This is a genomic window from Enterobacter sp. Taxon_2 (assembly GCF_058355295.1).
On sequence record NZ_CM178024.1, the window covers coordinates 2,211,719 to 2,229,356 of the forward strand.

Consider the following 17,638-nt stretch of genomic DNA (forward strand, 5'->3'; position numbering starts at 1 on the left):
CAATGTGAAAAGGGGCCCTAAGGCCCCTGTGGTAACATCAGAATCCGATACGGACACCTGCCACACCCTGGATCGGTGTTTCGATTTGGCTACCCTGACGATAATTAGCCTCACCGTACAAGGTTACGTCTTTACCAACGTTGACTGAAGCGCCCAGACCGTACTTGCCTGATGTGCCTTTGACGTTGTTGCCAAAGCGATTGCGCTCATTGATCGTGACTTCGTTTGAGTTAGCAAACTCCTGGAGGACCGCAGCTGACAGATAAGGTTTGAACTCAGTCGAGCCAATATTGAACTTCCCGGCAAGCTTCGCACCGGCTTCACCTGTGACAGAACGCGGTGAGCCCGTATTACCTTTCATGCCGTTGCTGAGTTTCACATCCTCACTGGTCATCTGAACAAACGCCAGGCGCCCATAAGGCGTGATGCTTACGTCATCTTTGAGATCGAACTGATAACCACCTTCAACGGCTGTGCTGAGTGCATACTGCTTCCAGTCACCGCCGGTTCTACCGCCATTGGTCATGACCGCTCTCAGTTTGTTGTTAAGACGGTTACCTTTCACAACACCGTCAGCGTAGAACCCGCTGGCGTCAAACCACGTTGCATACAGGCCGAGGCCGTAGCTGTCAATTTTGCTTGTGCCGCCGCGGGCATGCTTCACTTTGTTATCGCTAAAGGACATGAATGCGCCAGTGACGAGGCTGCCGCCCGCAAAGTCTGTCCTGGTGTCAGCGCCGATCTCCATACCGTTCTGGCTAAGCTGATAGGCCGCGCCATTGCTTGTATCAATGTCACTTTTACTGCCGAGATAGTGTCCCCATACGTTGCTTTCTGGTCCGGTTTTATCCAGACTCGCGCGATACGCGCGCAGGCCATCCAGCTCACCGTGGATAACGTTCAGACCGGCATTGGACATGGCCAGAATGGCATCGGTTGCAGGGGTGGTCATCGGCTTCTTGCCGCCGTTCCCGTTACCGCCCGCGTTGCCGTTGTCACCGCCCGCGTTGCCGTTGTCACCGCCGCCAGGGTTCTCGCCGCCAGGGTTCTCACCGCCTGGATTCTCACCGCCTGGGTTCTCACCGCCTGGGTTCTCGCCGCCTGGGTTCTCGCCGCCAGGGTTCTCGCCGCCAGGGGTCTCACCGCCGGGGTTCTCGCCGCCAGGGTTCTCACCGCCGGGGTTCTCACCGCCAGGGTTCTCACCGCCAGGGTTCTCACCGCCAGGGGTCTCACCGCCAGGGTTCTCGCCGCCGGGGTTTTCACCGCCAGGGTTCTCGCCGCCGGGGTTTTCACCGCCGGGGTTTTCACCGCCAGGGTTTTCACCGCCAGGGTTTTCACCGCCAGGGTTCTCACCGCCGGGGTTCTCGCCGCCCGGGTTCTCGCCGCCCGGGTTCTCGCCGCCAGGGTTCTCACCGCCCGGGTTCTCACCGTCACCGTCCATCGCGCCGAGGTACCAGACGTTACCGCCGGTGAGACCGTCCTTATCCTGCTGGCTGTACAGGGTGTACATATAAGTCCCGCCGTCTACGAAGCGGGTGCTTCGCCCGGATGCCGTGACCATTTCAAAATCAATGTCACCGCCTTTCTCATGGATGAGGTTTAGCGTCAGGTCATCGTGGTCAGATATCTCCTTGCCGGAGTCATTAACGGCAATACCAAACTGACCAGTACCCTGATCGATAGTAACGAAGTTGCCTTGACGATCGGCAAGAGAGGTGTTCAGAAGGAAGTTCCCGGTACCGTTCAGCTCCGTAATCGTCAACTTCGCAAATTCACCATCGCTGTTGCGCAGGAAGTTGACATTACCGCTGTCCATGGTGAGCTTACCGACCTGAGCTGTGGTCTGGCCGGATGTGGCATCGGAAAGGTCGTTAACAGAGAGGGTGCCTCCCTGAATGTTTACGTCCGTTGCGAGAGAGCCAGCGTTCATCAACAGTTCGCCACCGGCGCTCACTCTGGTTTCGCCGTCGGCCACTGCACCGGATCGCAACCACGACTGGCCGCCATTGATGGTGGTATCAGTGGTCGTGCCACCACCATAGACATTCTGTTCCCCGCCATTGTGGATAGTCGTAAAAATGGCTGAACCGGTATAGTGGATATCCTGAGTACCACTGTTAATGATTGTTGATGTGGCCGCGCCGCCTTGGTATACCCTCAAAATACCACCCTCGATGGTGGTGTGGGTGGCAGTACCGCCTTCAATGTTCTGTTGACCACCGCTGCTGACCGTAGTCGAGATGGCCGTACCGAAGACCTTCTGTTGCCCATCGCTGTTGATTGTAGTAGAGGTGGCGATGCCTCCAGCGGAGACGTACTGAGCACCGCCGCTGTTGATTGTGGTAAAGGTAGCCGAGCCACCACTGGAAACGTACTGCCAGCCGATGTTGTTGAGAGTGGTATTAGTTGCCGTACCTCCATTCTCAACGTTTTGTCTTCCATACATATAGATGGTAGTGCTGTTAGCAGTACCGCCACTGGATATGAGTTGATTACCGCCGCTGCTGATGATAGCTAAGGTGGCCGAACCACCGCTCAAGACGTGCTGTTTACCGCCACTGCTGATAGTGGTACTTGAGGCAGCACCACCACTGGAAACGTGTTGAGCACCACCGCTGTTGATGATAGTAGAAGTGGCTCTGCCGCCATTTGATACGTCCTGCCTGCCAGCACTGTTGATTGTGGTTGAGGTCGCCGAGGCACCACTGTAGACGTACTGCCGGGCACCACTGTTGAGAGTGGTAGAGGTAGCTACACCGCCAGCGAAGACGGTCTGATAGCCCCAGTCATCAATAGTGGTGTCAGTGGCTGAACCGCCACTGGAAACGTGCTGATAACCACCGTCGAGAATGGTACCAGTAGCAGAGCCGCCCTCGACGTACTGATACCCTCCGCGGACGATGGTGGTGTGCGTTGCCGAACCTCCACTGGAGACGTACTGCTGGCCACCACTATTAATGTCAGTAGAGGTGACCAGCCCACCACTGGAGACGTACTGATATCCCCCACTATTGATAGTCGTGGAGGTTGCCTTTCCGCCAGCAAGGACGTTCTGTTTGCCCCAGGCATTGATGGTGGTATCAATGACCGAGCCGCCACTTGAGACGTTCTGATAGCCTGTGTAGATGGTCGAGGAGGTGGATGCGCCACCGATATTCGTGGAACTGGCCTTCCCGCCATTATAGACGAGCTGAGAACCACCACTGATACTGGTACCAGTAGCCGATCCCCCCTCGACGTGCTGATAACCTCCGCGGTCGATGGTAGTAGATGTGGCCACGCCACCATTGAAGATACTCTGTTTACCACTGCTGTTGATGATCGTTGAGGTGGCAGAGCCACCATTAAAGATGTTCTGTTCACCACCGCTGTTAATGGTGGTTTCAGTAGCCGAGCCGCCGGCGGAGAGCACCTGCCTACCACTGCTGTTGATGGTAGTAGAGGTTGCCACCCCCCCGGATAGTTGTTGAGAGCCAAAACCGCCGATGGTGGTATAGGAAGCCGAGCCACCAGTGTAAACGAACTGAGTGCCACTAATGGTAGTAGAGGTGGCCGAGCCGCGGAGGCTCTGAGTACCACCGAGTTTGATTGTGGTATCAGTGGCCGAGCCGCCACTGGAGACGCTCTGAGTACCACCGCTGTTGATTGTGGTAGAAGTGGCCGACCCGCCACTTGAGATGAACTGAGAACCATCGCTGATGGTGGTATCAGTGGCCGAGCCGCCACTGGAGACACTCTGAGTACCACCGCTGTTGACTGTGGTAGAAATGGCCGAGCCCTCGACAAGCTGGTGACCACCGCTATTGATTGTGGTAGAAGTGACCGCGCCGCCATTGTAGACGTACTGACGACCTCTAGTGATTGTGGTAGAAGTGGCCGACCCGCCACTTGAGATGAACTGAGAACCATCGCTGATGGTGGTATCAGTGGCCGAGCCGCCACTAGAAACCAACTGAACTCCATCAGCATTTATAGTAGTAGAGGTTGCTGAACCGTCACTCTCGACGTGCTGATAGCCTCCACTATTGATGGTAGCAGTAGTGGCTGAGCCGCCACTGAGGATGTACTGTCCACCACCTTCGATGGTGGTAGAATTCGCCGAACCTCCGTTATCGACATATTGATAACCCCAGGTGTTGATGGTTGTGTTACTGGCCAATCCACCCATTGATACGTGCTGACTACCACCGCTGTTGATAGTGGTAGAAGTGGCCTGGCCACCACTGAAGATGCTCTGAGTACCACTGTTTATGGTTGTAGAAATTGTAAAGCCACTATTAGTGACGTGCTGGACCCCAGCGCTATTTATAGTAGTGGTGGTGGCCGTTCCTCCGCTGACGAACTGGTTACCGCCATCAAGGATGGTAGAGGTAGCTTCCCCGCCGTTATAGATGAGCTGAGAACCACCGCTCATTATGCGTGTCGATGTAGCCGACCCGCCACTGGACACGCGCTGATTACCACTATAAATGGTGGTACTAGTGGCAGACCCGCCACTGGACACGTGCTGAGCACCACCACTGATGGTGGTGTCGATGGCAGTGCCGCCACTGTAAACGTGTTGTTCGCCATCAATTCCAACGATAGAGGTATTAACCGCTTCACCGCCATTAGAAACGTGCTGCTTTCCACCGAATTTAATGTCAGTAGAGGTTGCCCGGCCGCCACTTGAGATGTACTGAGTACCACCGCTGTTAATGGTAGTAGAGGTGGCTGAGCCGCCTCTGTAAACGTGTTGATTACCACGGTCGAGGGTAGCATTGGCGGCCAAGCCACCACTAGAGATGCGCTGTTCACCGCCATTACTGACGGTGCTATAAGTGGCGGAACCACCATTTGAGATATGCTGAAAGCCACCGCTAAGGATGGTAGTAGAATTGGCCCAACCACCACCGTAGATGTGCTGGTTGCCATTGCCATAAATGGTGGTGACATTGGCCCAACCGCCACTGGAGACACGCTGAATGCCACCGCTATTGATAGTGGTGAAAGAGGCCCAGCCGCCATTGGAAACGAGCTGAGCGCCACCCGTGTTGATGGTGGTAGCAGAGGTATAACCGTCACTAGTGATGAACTGACTACCACCGCTATTAATGGTGGTGGAGATGGCCCTGTCTCCTGAATGAATACCCTGTATACCCGTTACCGTCTCGCCCACATAATCCACAGCCATGACCGGCCCTGAAGGCAGCAGCACGGCGCCCAGCAGTAACGCCAGTGCGCTTTTCTTCGGCGTCAGCTTCGGACGACCGGACCCGGTCGCCAGCTCGGAGGTTACCACCCACTGCTGGCGCGACTCGCACCAGACTGTGGTATATATCTTGTTCATATCTATGTCCCTTACTTATCAACTAATCCTGAATGCAGACGCTCCACCATGCCGATGACCTGCCGGCCGGTTATCAGACTCGTGCACTCGTACTGACGCGGGGTGTTCTTGTGATGCGGACACCACAAAAAATCTATGTGGTCAAAATCAACGGACGTGTCATCCCAGCAGCCGTTACAACCGTGACTGCTAAACACCCGCCAGGGGGTGTAAAATTCGCTGTTGGGGAGGCTGAATCCGCTGATTAACACCACCGGGATACCGGATGCCCAGGCAAGCCATGACAGTCCGCTGCCAAGTCCGATAAAGAAGCTCGCATGCTTTAACAGGTCAACACGCTCCTGGAGCGGCATATTCCCCGTAAAGTCTTCGGCGCCCTGGGGAATGTGATTCCAGACGAAGCCCTGGCCGTAATGCGCATGGCGGTCAATGCACAGCACCCGGTATCCCAGAGATTTAAGGTGGGCAACTACCTCTGCCCAGCCATGGCCGTTGTTCCAGTACTTCGCCTGGTTGGTGGACTGCGCGGCGATGCAGACGTATGGCTCCGCAATTTTTCGCTCCGCATCCAGCTTCAGGCGGGGAGGGCATTCACGCGGGTCAACCCCCAGGATGTAGCCGGCATTGCGGTGGAAGCCGACCTTCCTGAAATCGATCGGTTGGTGTGTGGTATCACCCTTAAAGAAGAGGCCTACATACCAGGACGCGTAAGGATTTACCGTTTGTAGATTCTCCTTTGTGGAGAACGTAATTTCGGGATATTGCGCGCTGAGCAGTTCAATGATTTCCTGCCCCATAACGCACTCAAGCTGACAGCGGTGCAGCTGGCGAAAACGCTCTGCATAATGGAACCACCCAAGCATGTCGCCCAGCGTGCCCGTAGGGAAAAAGATAACAACGGGCTTGTCCTTCATATCCAGTGTTTCATCCAGGATCGGGCTCGCCGAACCCTGGTGGAATACCTGAATGCGGAAACGGACGTAATATTTTTTATTACTAATGACCCAGCCGCCTTCTGAATCACAACTGAAAAGAATATTGCCACTGTCGTCATCCATTAATATGACGTGCCATTTTCCTTCCGGAAGAAAAACGCGCGCGCCATAGTTAAAGTCATAAAGAATTCCGTCCGGTCCTGTGCAGGACGGGAGTTCTGGAGGGTTTGGGAAGTTAGCTGACATATATACTTTGTCCTTGGTGGTAATTTTAAATCTGTAACAAATAGGTTGAGTGCACTACATTTATTTAAGTAATGCTTTCCATGACAGGTTGCGAATTGCTGTGTTTATGCAATTGAAAAATGTTATATGTGCGTGCAAAACTCGCGCATGCTTACCGGTTTAGAAAATAGATAACCCTGGAAAATACTCACTCCTTTATCTTTCAAAAGCGACAGTTGCTCTTTATCTTCTATACCTTCAGCAATGACATGAATTTGTAATCGTTCTGCAAGAGTTACAATGGAATCAATTACCGCGGAATAGATTAATGATCCATTGCTCGCAATTGTGAGGCATTTATCAATCTTGATTGTTGAGAAACCTGCATGTTCAATATATTTAAGGCACGAACTCCCGCTGCCGAAATCATCGATCGCAAATCGCACACCTGACTCAGTAAGCTGTTGCATAGCATCAAGCGCAAAGTCGTCCAGGTTCATTGTTCCGCGTTCGACAATTTCCAGCGTGACAGCAATGCGTCCGTCGAATACTTTCTTAAAGTTCGTCACTGCTTCAATAACTCTTGAAGAGTTCAACTGTCTCGCACAGATATTGAATGAAAGATAAAAGTCATCAGGTAAAGTTCCTTCATAGCCTTCAAAAAATGCTTTAACATCAGACATCAGGCTACAAGTGACATCATTAATCACCTCGCATGATTCCATTGCTGAAAGATATTTTTCGGGAGATTGGTAAATCCCATCTTTGAGAACTCTGAGTAATACCTCTCCGCCTACGATCTTATCGCCCTTACATACCGGCTGAATGAAGGGAACAAATTCAGTACCAGTCAGTTCCGCTGATAAGATTGTTTCTCTAATCAATGTACGAGCTTTGATGAAGAAACGTTCTGCCTTCATGAGCATTTTGGTGCTTATCATAATGTCGCTCCTTATCTACTGGATCCGCTACCCGAGGTATTACTTCTTTCCCCCGGGTCGTGAATGGCAGTAGCGCGGATGCTGCTCGTGAAGATTAAGAATCTGCTCATTCACTTCTGCGAACAATCCTATCAACCGGAAATGCTTGATAGATACTTGTATCGTTGATTGATTAAAATACAAGACGATATTCTATTTGTTATGTCTTTTACAGGTTATATATCTGCTTGAGATGCCGTCGCGCCTGCCTGTGCTACGATGCTTGCAAGACGTTAATGGGTTTTCGAAGGTTGGAAAAAACGAGAGGATCCATTCAAATACCATCATGGATAAGGAGTCGTAGATGGTTTTCGTGATTGATAATAGGGTTTTTTATCGTTCTGAAGATGGTGCCTTATGGCCATCCGGAGACGAGGGCTCTACTGTCATTCTGACCCTGACAATGAACAGGCTACTAACATGCCTTCTCGAAAAGCATGGTCAAGTCCTGACTCGGAATGAACTCCTGGATAACGTCTGGGATGCTCATGGGTTGCGCTCATCGAATCACACATTAAATAAATACATCTCAGAACTGAGAAAACACTTCATCCAGCTTGGTATTACGGATGAATGTATTATCACAGTGCCTCGGGTAGGCTTTATGTTTAGCAGCGATATTGACGTCAGAGATATCACTGAATCTACGATTGCTGATGGGCGACTCAAAGAAATTGAAGAGCCGGAAGTACTAAAAGTAGTCCGCCGTACTGCGTTAGAGGGTAAGTACAAGGCTCTTCATTATACGCTGGCACTGATTGTGCTTTTAATCAGCGCTACCTTAGTTGTGTCAGGTCTCGTAATTCCGTCGAAAGACTTAATGGAAATAAAACAGATTAAGCCCCATTTTTTGTTTAACTATGACACCTGTCCTGTCTATACAGTCCAGAGCAACTCTGCATCCCTGTCCGAGCAAAAAAAAGAACTGTTTTTAGAATTGGCTAACTCAAGTCATATTCAGTGTCTGGAAGGCACATCTTTTCTCTATCAGGTTTCAGAGTCCTATCTGTACGGCAATAAGGGGAGGGCGTTTATTAGTCGATGCACGCAAAAAAATAATAATTACATCTCCTGTCTGAATAACTACTGGAGTGGTTATGAACGCAATCAATAAGAAAACAGGGATCCCTGCCGTAATTTTACTCCTCATCCTGGCGTTATCGGTGTGGTTCTACGTTCACATGCGTCATAAACAGAGTGCGTTAAGTGTTAACTGTTCCACAATTTTACGTTATAACCACTATGAACCTGATTTCGTCGCTACGCTGGAGTTTATTTTCCGTCTGGATGAAGACCACGATGGCCAGGCTGTCCTGTCGGGGAATATCCGGTCAGCGCGAGGTGTTCATGTCATCTCACGTACAATTCTTTTTAGCTATGAGATGAACAGGCCCGGTGAGATTGCCCTTACAGATACGCGCTACGTTAAAAATCCGCGTGATACAGCTGATGATGACAGTTTTAAAAGCAGCTTCTTTTTTGTTCCCGAGGGAACCGTTCGCCAGCTGAAGATTGAACCTACAGGTAATGGCTGGCTGATTGGCAATCTGCAGTCGCCATTTGCGCTTTGCGTCAACAGATAAGGCAGGTCAGCCATTGTGAAGCTGCTCATATTCCTGTGTAGCTATCTGTCAGGAGGGGGTCATGGTGTTGGCTTAAAAAACCGGGCGTTACGCCCGGTTTTTTTATCTTACCACCAGCACAGGGCATTTCGCATGCCGAACCACTGCCGCAGCGTTTGAGCCCAACAGATAGGTCGAAATGTCCGGCTTATGGGAGGCGATGATGATCAGGTCGGCGCCGATCGTATCTGCGAGCTTAAGGATCTGATCCTTCGGAGACCCCGTCACGGCATGCGTCTGTATCTTGTCTGCAGGGATTTTGAATTGCTTAACTATTTCATCCAGTTTTGCTAAGGCCGCGTGCTGGAATTCTTTCATCTTCGGCATTTCTACGGAGTAGGCCAAACCTAATGATGAGTAATAAGGAAGAGATGGAATAACAGTAAGAAAGTGAACTTTGGCCGTGTTAAGTGCCGTATGTGCCTGAACGAAAGGGATAACCATGTGCGTCAGGCTATCCTCGGAAATATCAATGGGAACCAAAATGGCGTTGTACATGTGTCCCTCCTCAGTGTTTTTTGCACAACTCAGGTTAGACCGTTAATTCCTGCAAAACAGAGAGCAGGCTGTCATAACGGGGACAAATTTCGGTTATGTGATATTCGTCCGGTCGAACCTGCCTCTGAATTCGTCAAAGTAGTGTGACAAAAAACGTCTTTTGAACGGGACATCCTGGGATTCATCGGCCCACGACACTGCCCATTTCTGCAAAACAGCAAAGTTTCAACCGGGCGCAATGCCCGGTATCGTATTCATATTGCGTGACAGCTTACGGAAGCCATAATTTTATTCCCGCCAATATTACCCATAATTAGCTCGAGTAATTTCCGGTATTCTTCACGGGTCATCACCTCGGCCCGAATTTCAGTTTTACCTTCTGCTTGCGCCGTATCGCAATAAATGGCTTTCAGACTTAACGTCAACTCTTTCGCCATGTTGACAATATTCTGCCGCACCGCATCTTCATGCTCGTCATTACAGGTGATTTTAAGGACATAGCATTTTTCGCCTTCATGGAGCGCGGGCAGTTGATTAATCCGTTGCGCAGCTTCGCGAAGCAATATGTTGGCACAAAGGATAATCACGCTGGCCATACCGGCATTCCAGAATTGACCTAAGCCGCACAGCACACCAATTCCGGCCGAACACCATAGCGTTGCGGCGGTATTTAGACCACGAATATTCATTCCTTCACGCATAATGACGCCAGCGCCAAGGAAACCTATTCCGGAGACGATCTGCGCTGCAATGCGCCCCGGGCTATCGGGTGACGTCGAGATGGAACTTAAAATAAACACGGCAGCGCCCGTCGCAACCAGTGCATTGGTACGAAGCCCGGCCATACGCTGGCGCCACTGTCTTTCCGCGCCGATAATTGCGCCCAGCAGCATCGCTGCGAGCAGATGAGAGATATAAGGGAACATCAGCCTGTCGCCTGTTAACATGATTAAACGATAGGCGTCAGTGCTTCACTAAGCACAGTATGACGCCGTTAAAACGCAAAGCATGTCAGCGCGAGGGTGGCGGAAAGAGTGAATGGTTAAACATGAACATCGTGATGCCCCACAAATTTGGTCGTTCTTAATGTATTGGGATGCAATCACGTAAAGAGGATTGCTGCCCACCGTAAAGGTAAGCAGCGAGAAAATCGCGTCAGCTTACCTTCGTATCGACGATAAAATAACTTTCCAACGAAGGACTCCTGTGAAAATTTATTGCCAGTATAGTCAGGGTCGATAATGAGTAAAGTGAAAAAACAACGTCCGTTATGAAGTGTTTAAGTTCGGAAGACATATTTTTTAAGACGTCATCTGATTTTCAAAAATACCCGGTATACTACATTTCCTTTTTTACAGGCGATAACAGACAAAGGCAGGATGTATGTCTCTTCGTTCGCTGCGGGCGTTATGCCTGACAAGTTTTTTCATTGCAGATGTCCGCGATGGCCTGGGGCCTTTTCTCGGTATTTTTCTGACCGAACGCCACTGGACCCCTGATGATATTGGCATCCTGATGACGGCCGGCGGGCTGGCGGGGTTACTGGCCACGCTGCCGGCGGGGTTCATCACCGACACCTCCCGCAACAAGCGTGCTGTGCTCGCGCTGCTGTGCATTCTGATCACACTAAGCACGCTTCTGCTCTGGTTTAGCCAGCAGAGCGCCGTGGTCGCCGTGTCGCAAATCGTCACCGGTATCTGTGCGGCATTTGTCGGGCCATTGATCGCCGGGATTACGCTGGGGTTGACCGGGCAGAGCGGCTTCAGCGCGCAGATGGGCAGAAACGAGGCGTTCAATCACGGCGGCAATTTCATGACCGCTCTGATTGCAGGCGGAATTGCCTGGTACTGGGGCGTGGGCGGAATTTTCCTGCTGATGACCTGTACCACGCTGCTAACGCTGTGTGCGCTGCTTGCCATTCGCAACAGCGATATCGATAACGACGCGGCGCGCGGGCTGTCCTCTTCAGCGAGCCTGCCGGTCCCCGGTTTTGCGATGCTGATGAAAAACCGGGCGCTGTTTGTGACCGGGCTGACGCTGCTGCTGTTCCACCTGGCGAACGCCGCGCTATTACCGATGCTGAGCATGAGGGTGGCTGCGGCACCCGCCACGATCAACCCCGGTTTGTACGCGGCGGGTACCGTCATCATCTCGCAGGCCGTGATGATCCCCGTCGCCATCTGGGCTTCGCGCCGGATCGAACATTTTGGCTACTGGCGCTTAATTATGCTGGCGCTGCTGGTCATGCCGGTACGCGCGGCGCTGGCGGCATCCACGGACGCGCCGTTAATGATGATCCCGGTACAAATTCTCGACGGCCTGGCCGCCGGGATCCTCGGTGTCGTCGTACCATCGTTTATTGTGGTGCTGCTGCGCGGAAGCGGGCACGTCAATGCCGGGCAGAGTGTGGTGATGCTGATGCAGGGAGTAGGGGCATCCATGAGCCCGGCGTTAACCGGGACGATCGCCGGTCATTACTCGTTTGCGACGGCATTCAGTGTCCTGAGCGCGATTGCGCTGGCCGCCGTCCTGATCTGGTGGCGCGTTGCGCACCGCAGCTGGGAAACAAACGCGCCGGGTGAGGCTTAGCCACCACCCGGCGTAGCACTTAAGCCAGTTCGTTAGGGCACGGCTCACCCTTTTCTAACTGCTGAAGATTGCCCAGCGTGGTTTCCGAAATGCTGATCAGCGCTTCGGCAGTCAGAAACGCCTGATGTCCGGTAAAAAGGACGTTATGGCAGGCAGAGAGGCGACGGAACACGTCGTCCTGGATGACATCATTAGACTTGTCTTCAAAGAACAGATCGCGTTCGTTCTCATACACGTCCATCCCCAGCGCACCAATTTTCTGGGTTTTCAGCGCTTCGATTGCGGCCTGAGAGTCAACCAGTCCGCCGCGGCTGGTGTTGATGATCATCACGCCATCTTTCATCTGGTCAAACGCCGCCTGATTGAGCAGGTGGTAGTTTTCCGGCGTCAGCGGACAGTGCAGGGAGATCACGTCGGACTGTGAGAACAGCGTCGGCAGGTCAACGTACTCCACGCCCAGATCCAGTGCTGCGGCGCTTGGGTACGGATCGAATGCCAGCAGACGCATGCCAAAGCCTTTCAGAATGCGCAGGGTAGCCACGCCAATTTTACCGGTACCGATCACGCCAGCGGTTTTGCCGTACATGGTAAAGCCGGTCAGCCCTTCCAGCGAGAAGTTGGCGTCACGGGTGCGCTGATAAGCGCGGTGAATACGACGGTTGAGGGACATCATCATGCCAATCGCATGTTCCGCGACCGCTTCCGGGGAGTACGCCGGAACGCGAACCACCTTCAGACCCAGCTCTTTCGCCGCGTCGAGATCCACGTTGTTAAAGCCCGCACAGCGCAGGGCGATGTACTTCACCCCCTGTTTTTTCAACTCTTCCAGCACCGGACGACTGCCGTCATCGTTTACGAAAATGCAGACGCCTTCACAGCCGTGCGCCGTTTTGGCGGTTTTTTCGGACAGCAGAAAGTCGAAAAATTCAAGCTCAAACCCGTAAGCCTCGTTAACATGTTGCAGATACTTTTTGTCGTACTGCTTTGTGCTGTATACCGCGAGTTTCATAAGACTTTCTCCAGTGATTTTGCATTCACGTTAGCATGATTAAAATTATCTTACAATTTCTAAAATATTATTGAATTCAATAAGTTCTATCAATTATTCTAGAGCATATGTGCACCCTAACTCCATGATATTCATATCCAACGCTTTCTTAAGGGGGGAGTTACACCAGAGACATGTCTGTTAGTTTTAATATTGGGGGACTCAAGTGGTTTACCAATGCCTAAAAACGTGACCACGCGTAGTTATTGATATTGCGTAGCTCTTTGAATGTATTAACATCAAAGGTAGTATTATCATTATTGTTTAAAAATGACAGGGAGACCGAATGTACAACCATAATCGGGAAAAAAGTCATTTCGAGGAGAAAGTCTCAGAGATTGAAAATCTTGCGCAGCGAATTGCCACAAAGCATTTGCTGTATGGTACCTCTGGCATGTTTTTTGAAGCTCAACAACTTGTTGCTCGTTTGAGAAGGGAGATCGAATCGCATTGCTTGACCTGGTCAGGCGGGATTCAAGTTCTTGATGAACAGATACATCATCTTAAGGAACAAGATGACTTACTTACCTTCAATAAGGCTAAATTATTCATTGTTGTTGAAAAAAATCGGACAACAACGACGACTTTAGCGCTTAAACAGATCGGTTTCGTTGCCGGTGGGGCGCAAGTGTATGGAGGCGCTAGTTTATGCGTCGGTTCGCTGGGTCTTGCCTGTGCTGCGTATGGTGCACCTATGATTACTCATGGGCTAAACAACATGTATGAAAATGGATACTATCTTCTCTATCGTGAAGATAGGTCTGGCACGCTAAGAGATGCTTATCGTTACGCAGCAGCGAAGCTCGGCTATGGGAATAATGAAGCTGATATTGTCTATGGTGTAGTTGATATCTCTTTATCAGCCTATGGCGCGGGCAGGAGAGTACTGGCTCCGAGAGAAAAATCCTGGAGTCTGTTTCGCAACATCGAATCTGATTATATCAGAGGATGGCAAGAGGCTTCTAAAACAGCGATGGCTCTGGATTTAACCAGTGGAAGCGTCACAGGTTGGCAGATGTACCAGATAGCTAAAGAGAATTAATTATGTCGGAACAGTTCGAGTTGTCATTAACCCCACCGATTCTACCTGCCGTGTGCTATTTTATTGTATCTATTATCATTTTTTTCTTATTGTACCTGGGGAAACTCAAGGTCAACAGGCTTCGTAAATATCCTCTATTCATAGCCTATACGCTGTTTGTGATAGCCATTGCAGCCATCCAGATTAACGTTTTTGCCAACGGCTATGAGTTTGTTAGCGGTTTTTTACATATCGATTTTGATCCCTGGCGGTACGACTCGGTGTATTGGGGGTCATTAATATTCGCAATGCTTTACCTGCTGGCAATGCCCAGGAACCGGTATTAATTACAAAGCTCTTCCGGCTTTTGCGCCTGAAATTATGCGTAACCCACTGAATCTAAAGTATGTTCTTGAGGTTGCGCATAGCAAAAAAGTTCCCGCATATTATTTACAGCATCTATCCTTAATCTTGGCGTTAACTTCACCTTAACCGCTAAACATGCGACAATGATCGGCACTGCCGGCTTAATTCTTTCGCTAAATCAGGATATTAACTGCCCATGAAGGGTAAATACAAAGCCGCTCTTGCGCTTTTACTGCTGTTCATATTGTTGCCGCTGACGCTGCTGATGACGCTCGCCCAGTGGGTACCGACGCTCGCCGGGATCTGGCTGCCCGTCGGGACGCGCATCGCTTTCGAAGAGAGTCCGAAACTGACTCGCCACGCGCTGGTGATCCCCGATCTTCGCTATCTGGTTGAAGACTGCGAAATTGCCCGCATCGATAACGTGACGCTGTCACATCCCAGCCGCTGGAAGCTGGATATCGGCGCGCTGGATCTTAACTCCGTTTGCCTGAGCAAAATTCCCCAGTCCGCGCCGTCAACGGTTGCTCCCAAAACGCTGGCCCAGTGGCAGGCGGTATTGCCCAATACCTGGCTTACGGTTCACCGTCTGACGCTGTCGCCCTGGCAGCAGTGGCAGGGTGAGCTTAATGCGTCGCTGACCCCGTCCAGCCAGGAGATCGCCTATAAAGGCGAGCAGGTCAGCATTAAAGGCACGCTTCGCGGCCAAACGCTCTCGGTCAGCCAGTTTGATGTACAGCTCCCGGACCAGCCGCAGCCGATTAAGCTGGTGGGCGAGTTTATCTTGCCGCTGGTTCCTGACGGCGTGCCGGTGAAAGGCCACGCGGTGGCGACCTTTAACGTGCCACAGTTAACGTCCCTGGTCGACGCCGATCTGGACTGGGAAGAGAATCAGGGACAGCTGGTGGTGATGGCGCGGGACAATCCCGATCCGCTGCTCGACCTGCCATGGCAGATCACGGCGGAGCAGCTGAACATCAGCGACGGGCGCTGGAACTGGGATCTCTCGGGTATGCCGCTGAGCGGGCGGGTGTCCCTTCGTGCAGACAACTGGCAGCAGGGGCTGGAGAAAACCACCCTGACCGGACGACTGAATGTGCTGACGCACGGCGATGCGGGGAAAGGCAACGCGGTACTGAATATTGGGCCCGGCAGGCTCAGTATGGAAAACAGCGAAATGCCCCTGCATCTGAGCGGCGAGGCGAAGCAAAACGATCTCATTCTTTACGCCAAATTGCCCGCCACGCTGACCGGCAGCCTGTATGAACCGCAGCTGGCCTTTGAGCCGGGCGCGCTGCTCCGCTCGCGCGGGCGCATCATCAATTCGCTCGATATCGATGAAATCCGCTGGCCTCTGGCGGGCGTGAAGCTGACGCAGAAGGGCGTGGACGGTCGTTTACAGGCGATTCTGCGCGCCCATGAAAACGAGATGGGTGATTTTGAACTCCACCTGGACGGCCAGGCCAATGACTTTTTACCTGGTAACGGCCTGTGGCAGTGGCGCTACTGGGGAAAAGGCGGTTTTACGCCGATGCATGCCCGCTGGGATGTCGCCGGGAAAGGCGAGTGGCGCGACAACCTTATTGAGCTGACGGCGCTCTCCACCGGTTTTGACAAGCTCCAGTACGGCACGATGGAGGTCAGCAAGCCGCGTCTGGTGCTGGACCAGCCGGTACGCTGGTTGCGCGATGCCGAAAAACCGGCCTTCAGCGGCGCGCTGTCGCTCAATGCCGGGCAAACCCGTTTCTCCGGCGGCAGCGTGTTGCCGCCCTCGGTCCTGACCTTCAGCGTCGACGGCACCGACCCGACAATTTTTCAGTTTAAGGGCGACCTCCATGCGGACAAAATCGGTCCGGTACAGGTGAACGGTCGTTGGGATGGCGTGCGCCTTCGTGGGCAGGCCTGGTGGCCGAAACAGTCCCTCACCGTATTCCAGCCGTTGATCCCGCCGGACTGGAAAATGACGCTGCGCGACGGGGAGCTTTATGCGCAGGTCGCCTTCTCGGCGGCGGCCGATCAGGGCTTTGAAGCGGGTGGGCACGGCGTGCTGAAATCCGGCAGCGCCTGGATGCCGGATAACCAGATTAACGGCGTCGACTTTGTGCTGCCGTTCCGCTTCAGCGAGGGAACCTGGTCCCTCGGCACGCGCGGTCCGGTCACGTTGCGCATCGGCGAAGTGGAAAACCTGGTGACCGCGCGCAACATTACCGCGGATTTACAGGGCGATTATCCCTGGACGGAGGACAATCCGCTGCTGCTCACTAACGTGAAGGTGGAAACCCTCGGCGGGAAGATCACCATGCAGCAGTTGCGGATGCCGCAGCACGATCCGGCCCTGCTGCGCGTGGACAATATCTCTTCGAGCGAGCTGATTAGCGCCGTCAACCCGAAGCAGTTTGCCATGTCAGGGCCGGTGAGCGGGGCGCTGCCGTTCTGGCTGGACAACGAAAAATGGATCATTAAAGATGGCTGGCTGACCAACCCGGGGCCCATGACGCTACGCATCGACAAAGATACGGCCGACGCCATCGTGAAAGATAATATGGTTGCGGGTGCCGCGATTAACTGGCTCCGCTATATGGAAATTTCGCGTTCGTGGACGAGAATCAATTTAGATAACCTGGGTGAATTAACCATGCAGGCGACCATCAAGGGGACCAGCCGGGTCGATGGCAAAAGCAGCTCCGTCAACCTGAACTATACCCACGACGAGAATGTCTTTACCCTCTGGCGCAGCCTGCGTTTTGGGGACAACCTGCAAACCTGGTTTGAGCAACATGCGGCGATACCTGCTCCCCGCAGTTCGACTGGCAAGGAAAGTGAGGAACAACAATGAATAAGATGGCTGGTGCGCTCACCGTCGCCGTTGCCGCGCTACTGACCGGCTGTACGCCGCGAATTGAAGTCGCTGCGCCAAAGGAGCCGATTACCATCAATATGAATGTCAAAATCGAACATGAGATCCACATCAAGGTCGATAAAGACGTTGAAACCCTGCTGAAATCGCGCAGCGATCTGTTCTGAG

12 protein-coding genes and 1 pseudogene are annotated in these 17,638 nt (G+C 52.4%); 6 read left to right on the plus strand and 7 right to left on the minus strand.

The genetic code is table 11. The features are described from left to right. Positions 1–37: 37 nt before the first annotated feature. The 4 genes and pseudogenes from AC4IC4_RS10515 to AC4IC4_RS10530 all read right to left on the minus strand — a co-directional run bounded on the left by AC4IC4_RS10515 (position 38) and on the right by AC4IC4_RS10530 (position 7,430). On the minus strand, positions 38–3,451 hold the full coding sequence (locus AC4IC4_RS10515) for an autotransporter outer membrane beta-barrel domain-containing protein (RefSeq protein ID WP_491472809.1): 3,414 nt from the start codon (positions 3,449–3,451) through the stop codon (positions 38–40). 159 nt (positions 3,452–3,610) lie between these two features. Next, positions 3,611–5,329: pseudogene (locus AC4IC4_RS10520) on the minus strand (AIDA repeat-containing protein); the annotation flags it as partial. Positions 5,330–5,340: 11 nt separating this feature from the next. Then, positions 5,341–6,510 (minus strand): autotransporter strand-loop-strand O-heptosyltransferase, encoded by a 1,170-nt coding sequence (locus AC4IC4_RS10525; protein ID WP_491472692.1) that lies wholly within the window; start codon positions 6,508–6,510, stop codon positions 5,341–5,343. A gap of 122 nt (positions 6,511–6,632) precedes the next feature. Then, a complete protein-coding gene (locus AC4IC4_RS10530) occupies positions 6,633–7,430 on the minus strand; it encodes an EAL domain-containing protein (protein WP_491472693.1) in 798 nt (265 codons plus the stop codon). 343 nt (positions 7,431–7,773) lie between these two features. Between AC4IC4_RS10530 and AC4IC4_RS10535 the strand changes: the two genes are divergently transcribed. Together AC4IC4_RS10535 and AC4IC4_RS10540 are read left to right on the plus strand one after the other, a co-directional pair. Then, positions 7,774–8,583: a winged helix-turn-helix domain-containing protein gene (locus AC4IC4_RS10535; protein WP_491472694.1), complete on the plus strand. Its 810-nt coding sequence runs from the start codon at positions 7,774–7,776 to the stop codon at positions 8,581–8,583. Next, positions 8,567–9,052 (plus strand): hypothetical protein, encoded by a 486-nt coding sequence (locus tag AC4IC4_RS10540; protein WP_491472695.1) that lies wholly within the window; start codon positions 8,567–8,569, stop codon positions 9,050–9,052. The genes AC4IC4_RS10535 and AC4IC4_RS10540 overlap by 17 nt, the downstream gene beginning before the upstream one ends. 102 nt (positions 9,053–9,154) lie before the next feature. Here the strand turns inward: AC4IC4_RS10540 and uspF are convergent, their stop codons facing one another. Both uspF and AC4IC4_RS10550 read right to left on the minus strand, forming a co-directional pair. Further along, entirely contained in the window at positions 9,155–9,589 is a 435-nt protein-coding gene (gene uspF / locus AC4IC4_RS10545; protein WP_491472696.1) for a universal stress protein UspF, read from the minus strand. 254 nt (positions 9,590–9,843) lie between these two features. Next, positions 9,844–10,515: an MgtC family protein gene (locus tag AC4IC4_RS10550; RefSeq protein ID WP_491472697.1), complete on the minus strand. Its 672-nt coding sequence runs from the start codon at positions 10,513–10,515 to the stop codon at positions 9,844–9,846. Between the two features lie 457 nt (positions 10,516–10,972). On the opposite strand from AC4IC4_RS10550, the gene AC4IC4_RS10555 reads away from it, so the two are divergent. After that, positions 10,973–12,178 carry an MFS transporter gene (locus AC4IC4_RS10555; RefSeq protein WP_148768872.1) on the plus strand — a complete coding sequence of 402 codons (1,206 nt, stop codon included), beginning with the start codon at positions 10,973–10,975 and terminating at the stop codon, positions 12,176–12,178. 19 nt (positions 12,179–12,197) lie between these two features. Here AC4IC4_RS10555 and AC4IC4_RS10560 read toward each other — a convergent pair whose 3' ends face one another. Continuing rightward, positions 12,198–13,187, minus strand: a complete 990-nt coding sequence (locus AC4IC4_RS10560; RefSeq protein ID WP_024909491.1) for a 2-hydroxyacid dehydrogenase — start codon at positions 13,185–13,187, stop codon at positions 12,198–12,200. A 325-nt stretch (positions 13,188–13,512) separates the two neighbouring features. On the opposite strand from AC4IC4_RS10560, the gene AC4IC4_RS10565 reads away from it, so the two are divergent. The 3 genes from AC4IC4_RS10565 to AC4IC4_RS10575 all read left to right on the plus strand — a co-directional run bounded on the left by AC4IC4_RS10565 (position 13,513) and on the right by AC4IC4_RS10575 (position 17,637). After that, entirely contained in the window at positions 13,513–14,268 is a 756-nt protein-coding gene (locus tag AC4IC4_RS10565) for a DUF4225 domain-containing protein (RefSeq protein ID WP_491472698.1), read from the plus strand. Between the two features lie 541 nt (positions 14,269–14,809). Further along, positions 14,810–17,449 carry a YdbH family protein gene (locus AC4IC4_RS10570; RefSeq protein ID WP_491472699.1) on the plus strand — a complete coding sequence of 880 codons (2,640 nt, stop codon included), beginning with the start codon at positions 14,810–14,812 and terminating at the stop codon, positions 17,447–17,449. Continuing rightward, positions 17,446–17,637 (plus strand): YnbE family lipoprotein, encoded by a 192-nt coding sequence (locus AC4IC4_RS10575; protein WP_032651162.1) that lies wholly within the window; start codon positions 17,446–17,448, stop codon positions 17,635–17,637. Before AC4IC4_RS10570 ends, AC4IC4_RS10575 begins: the two co-directional genes overlap by 4 nt. Position 17,638 lies beyond the last annotated feature (1 nt).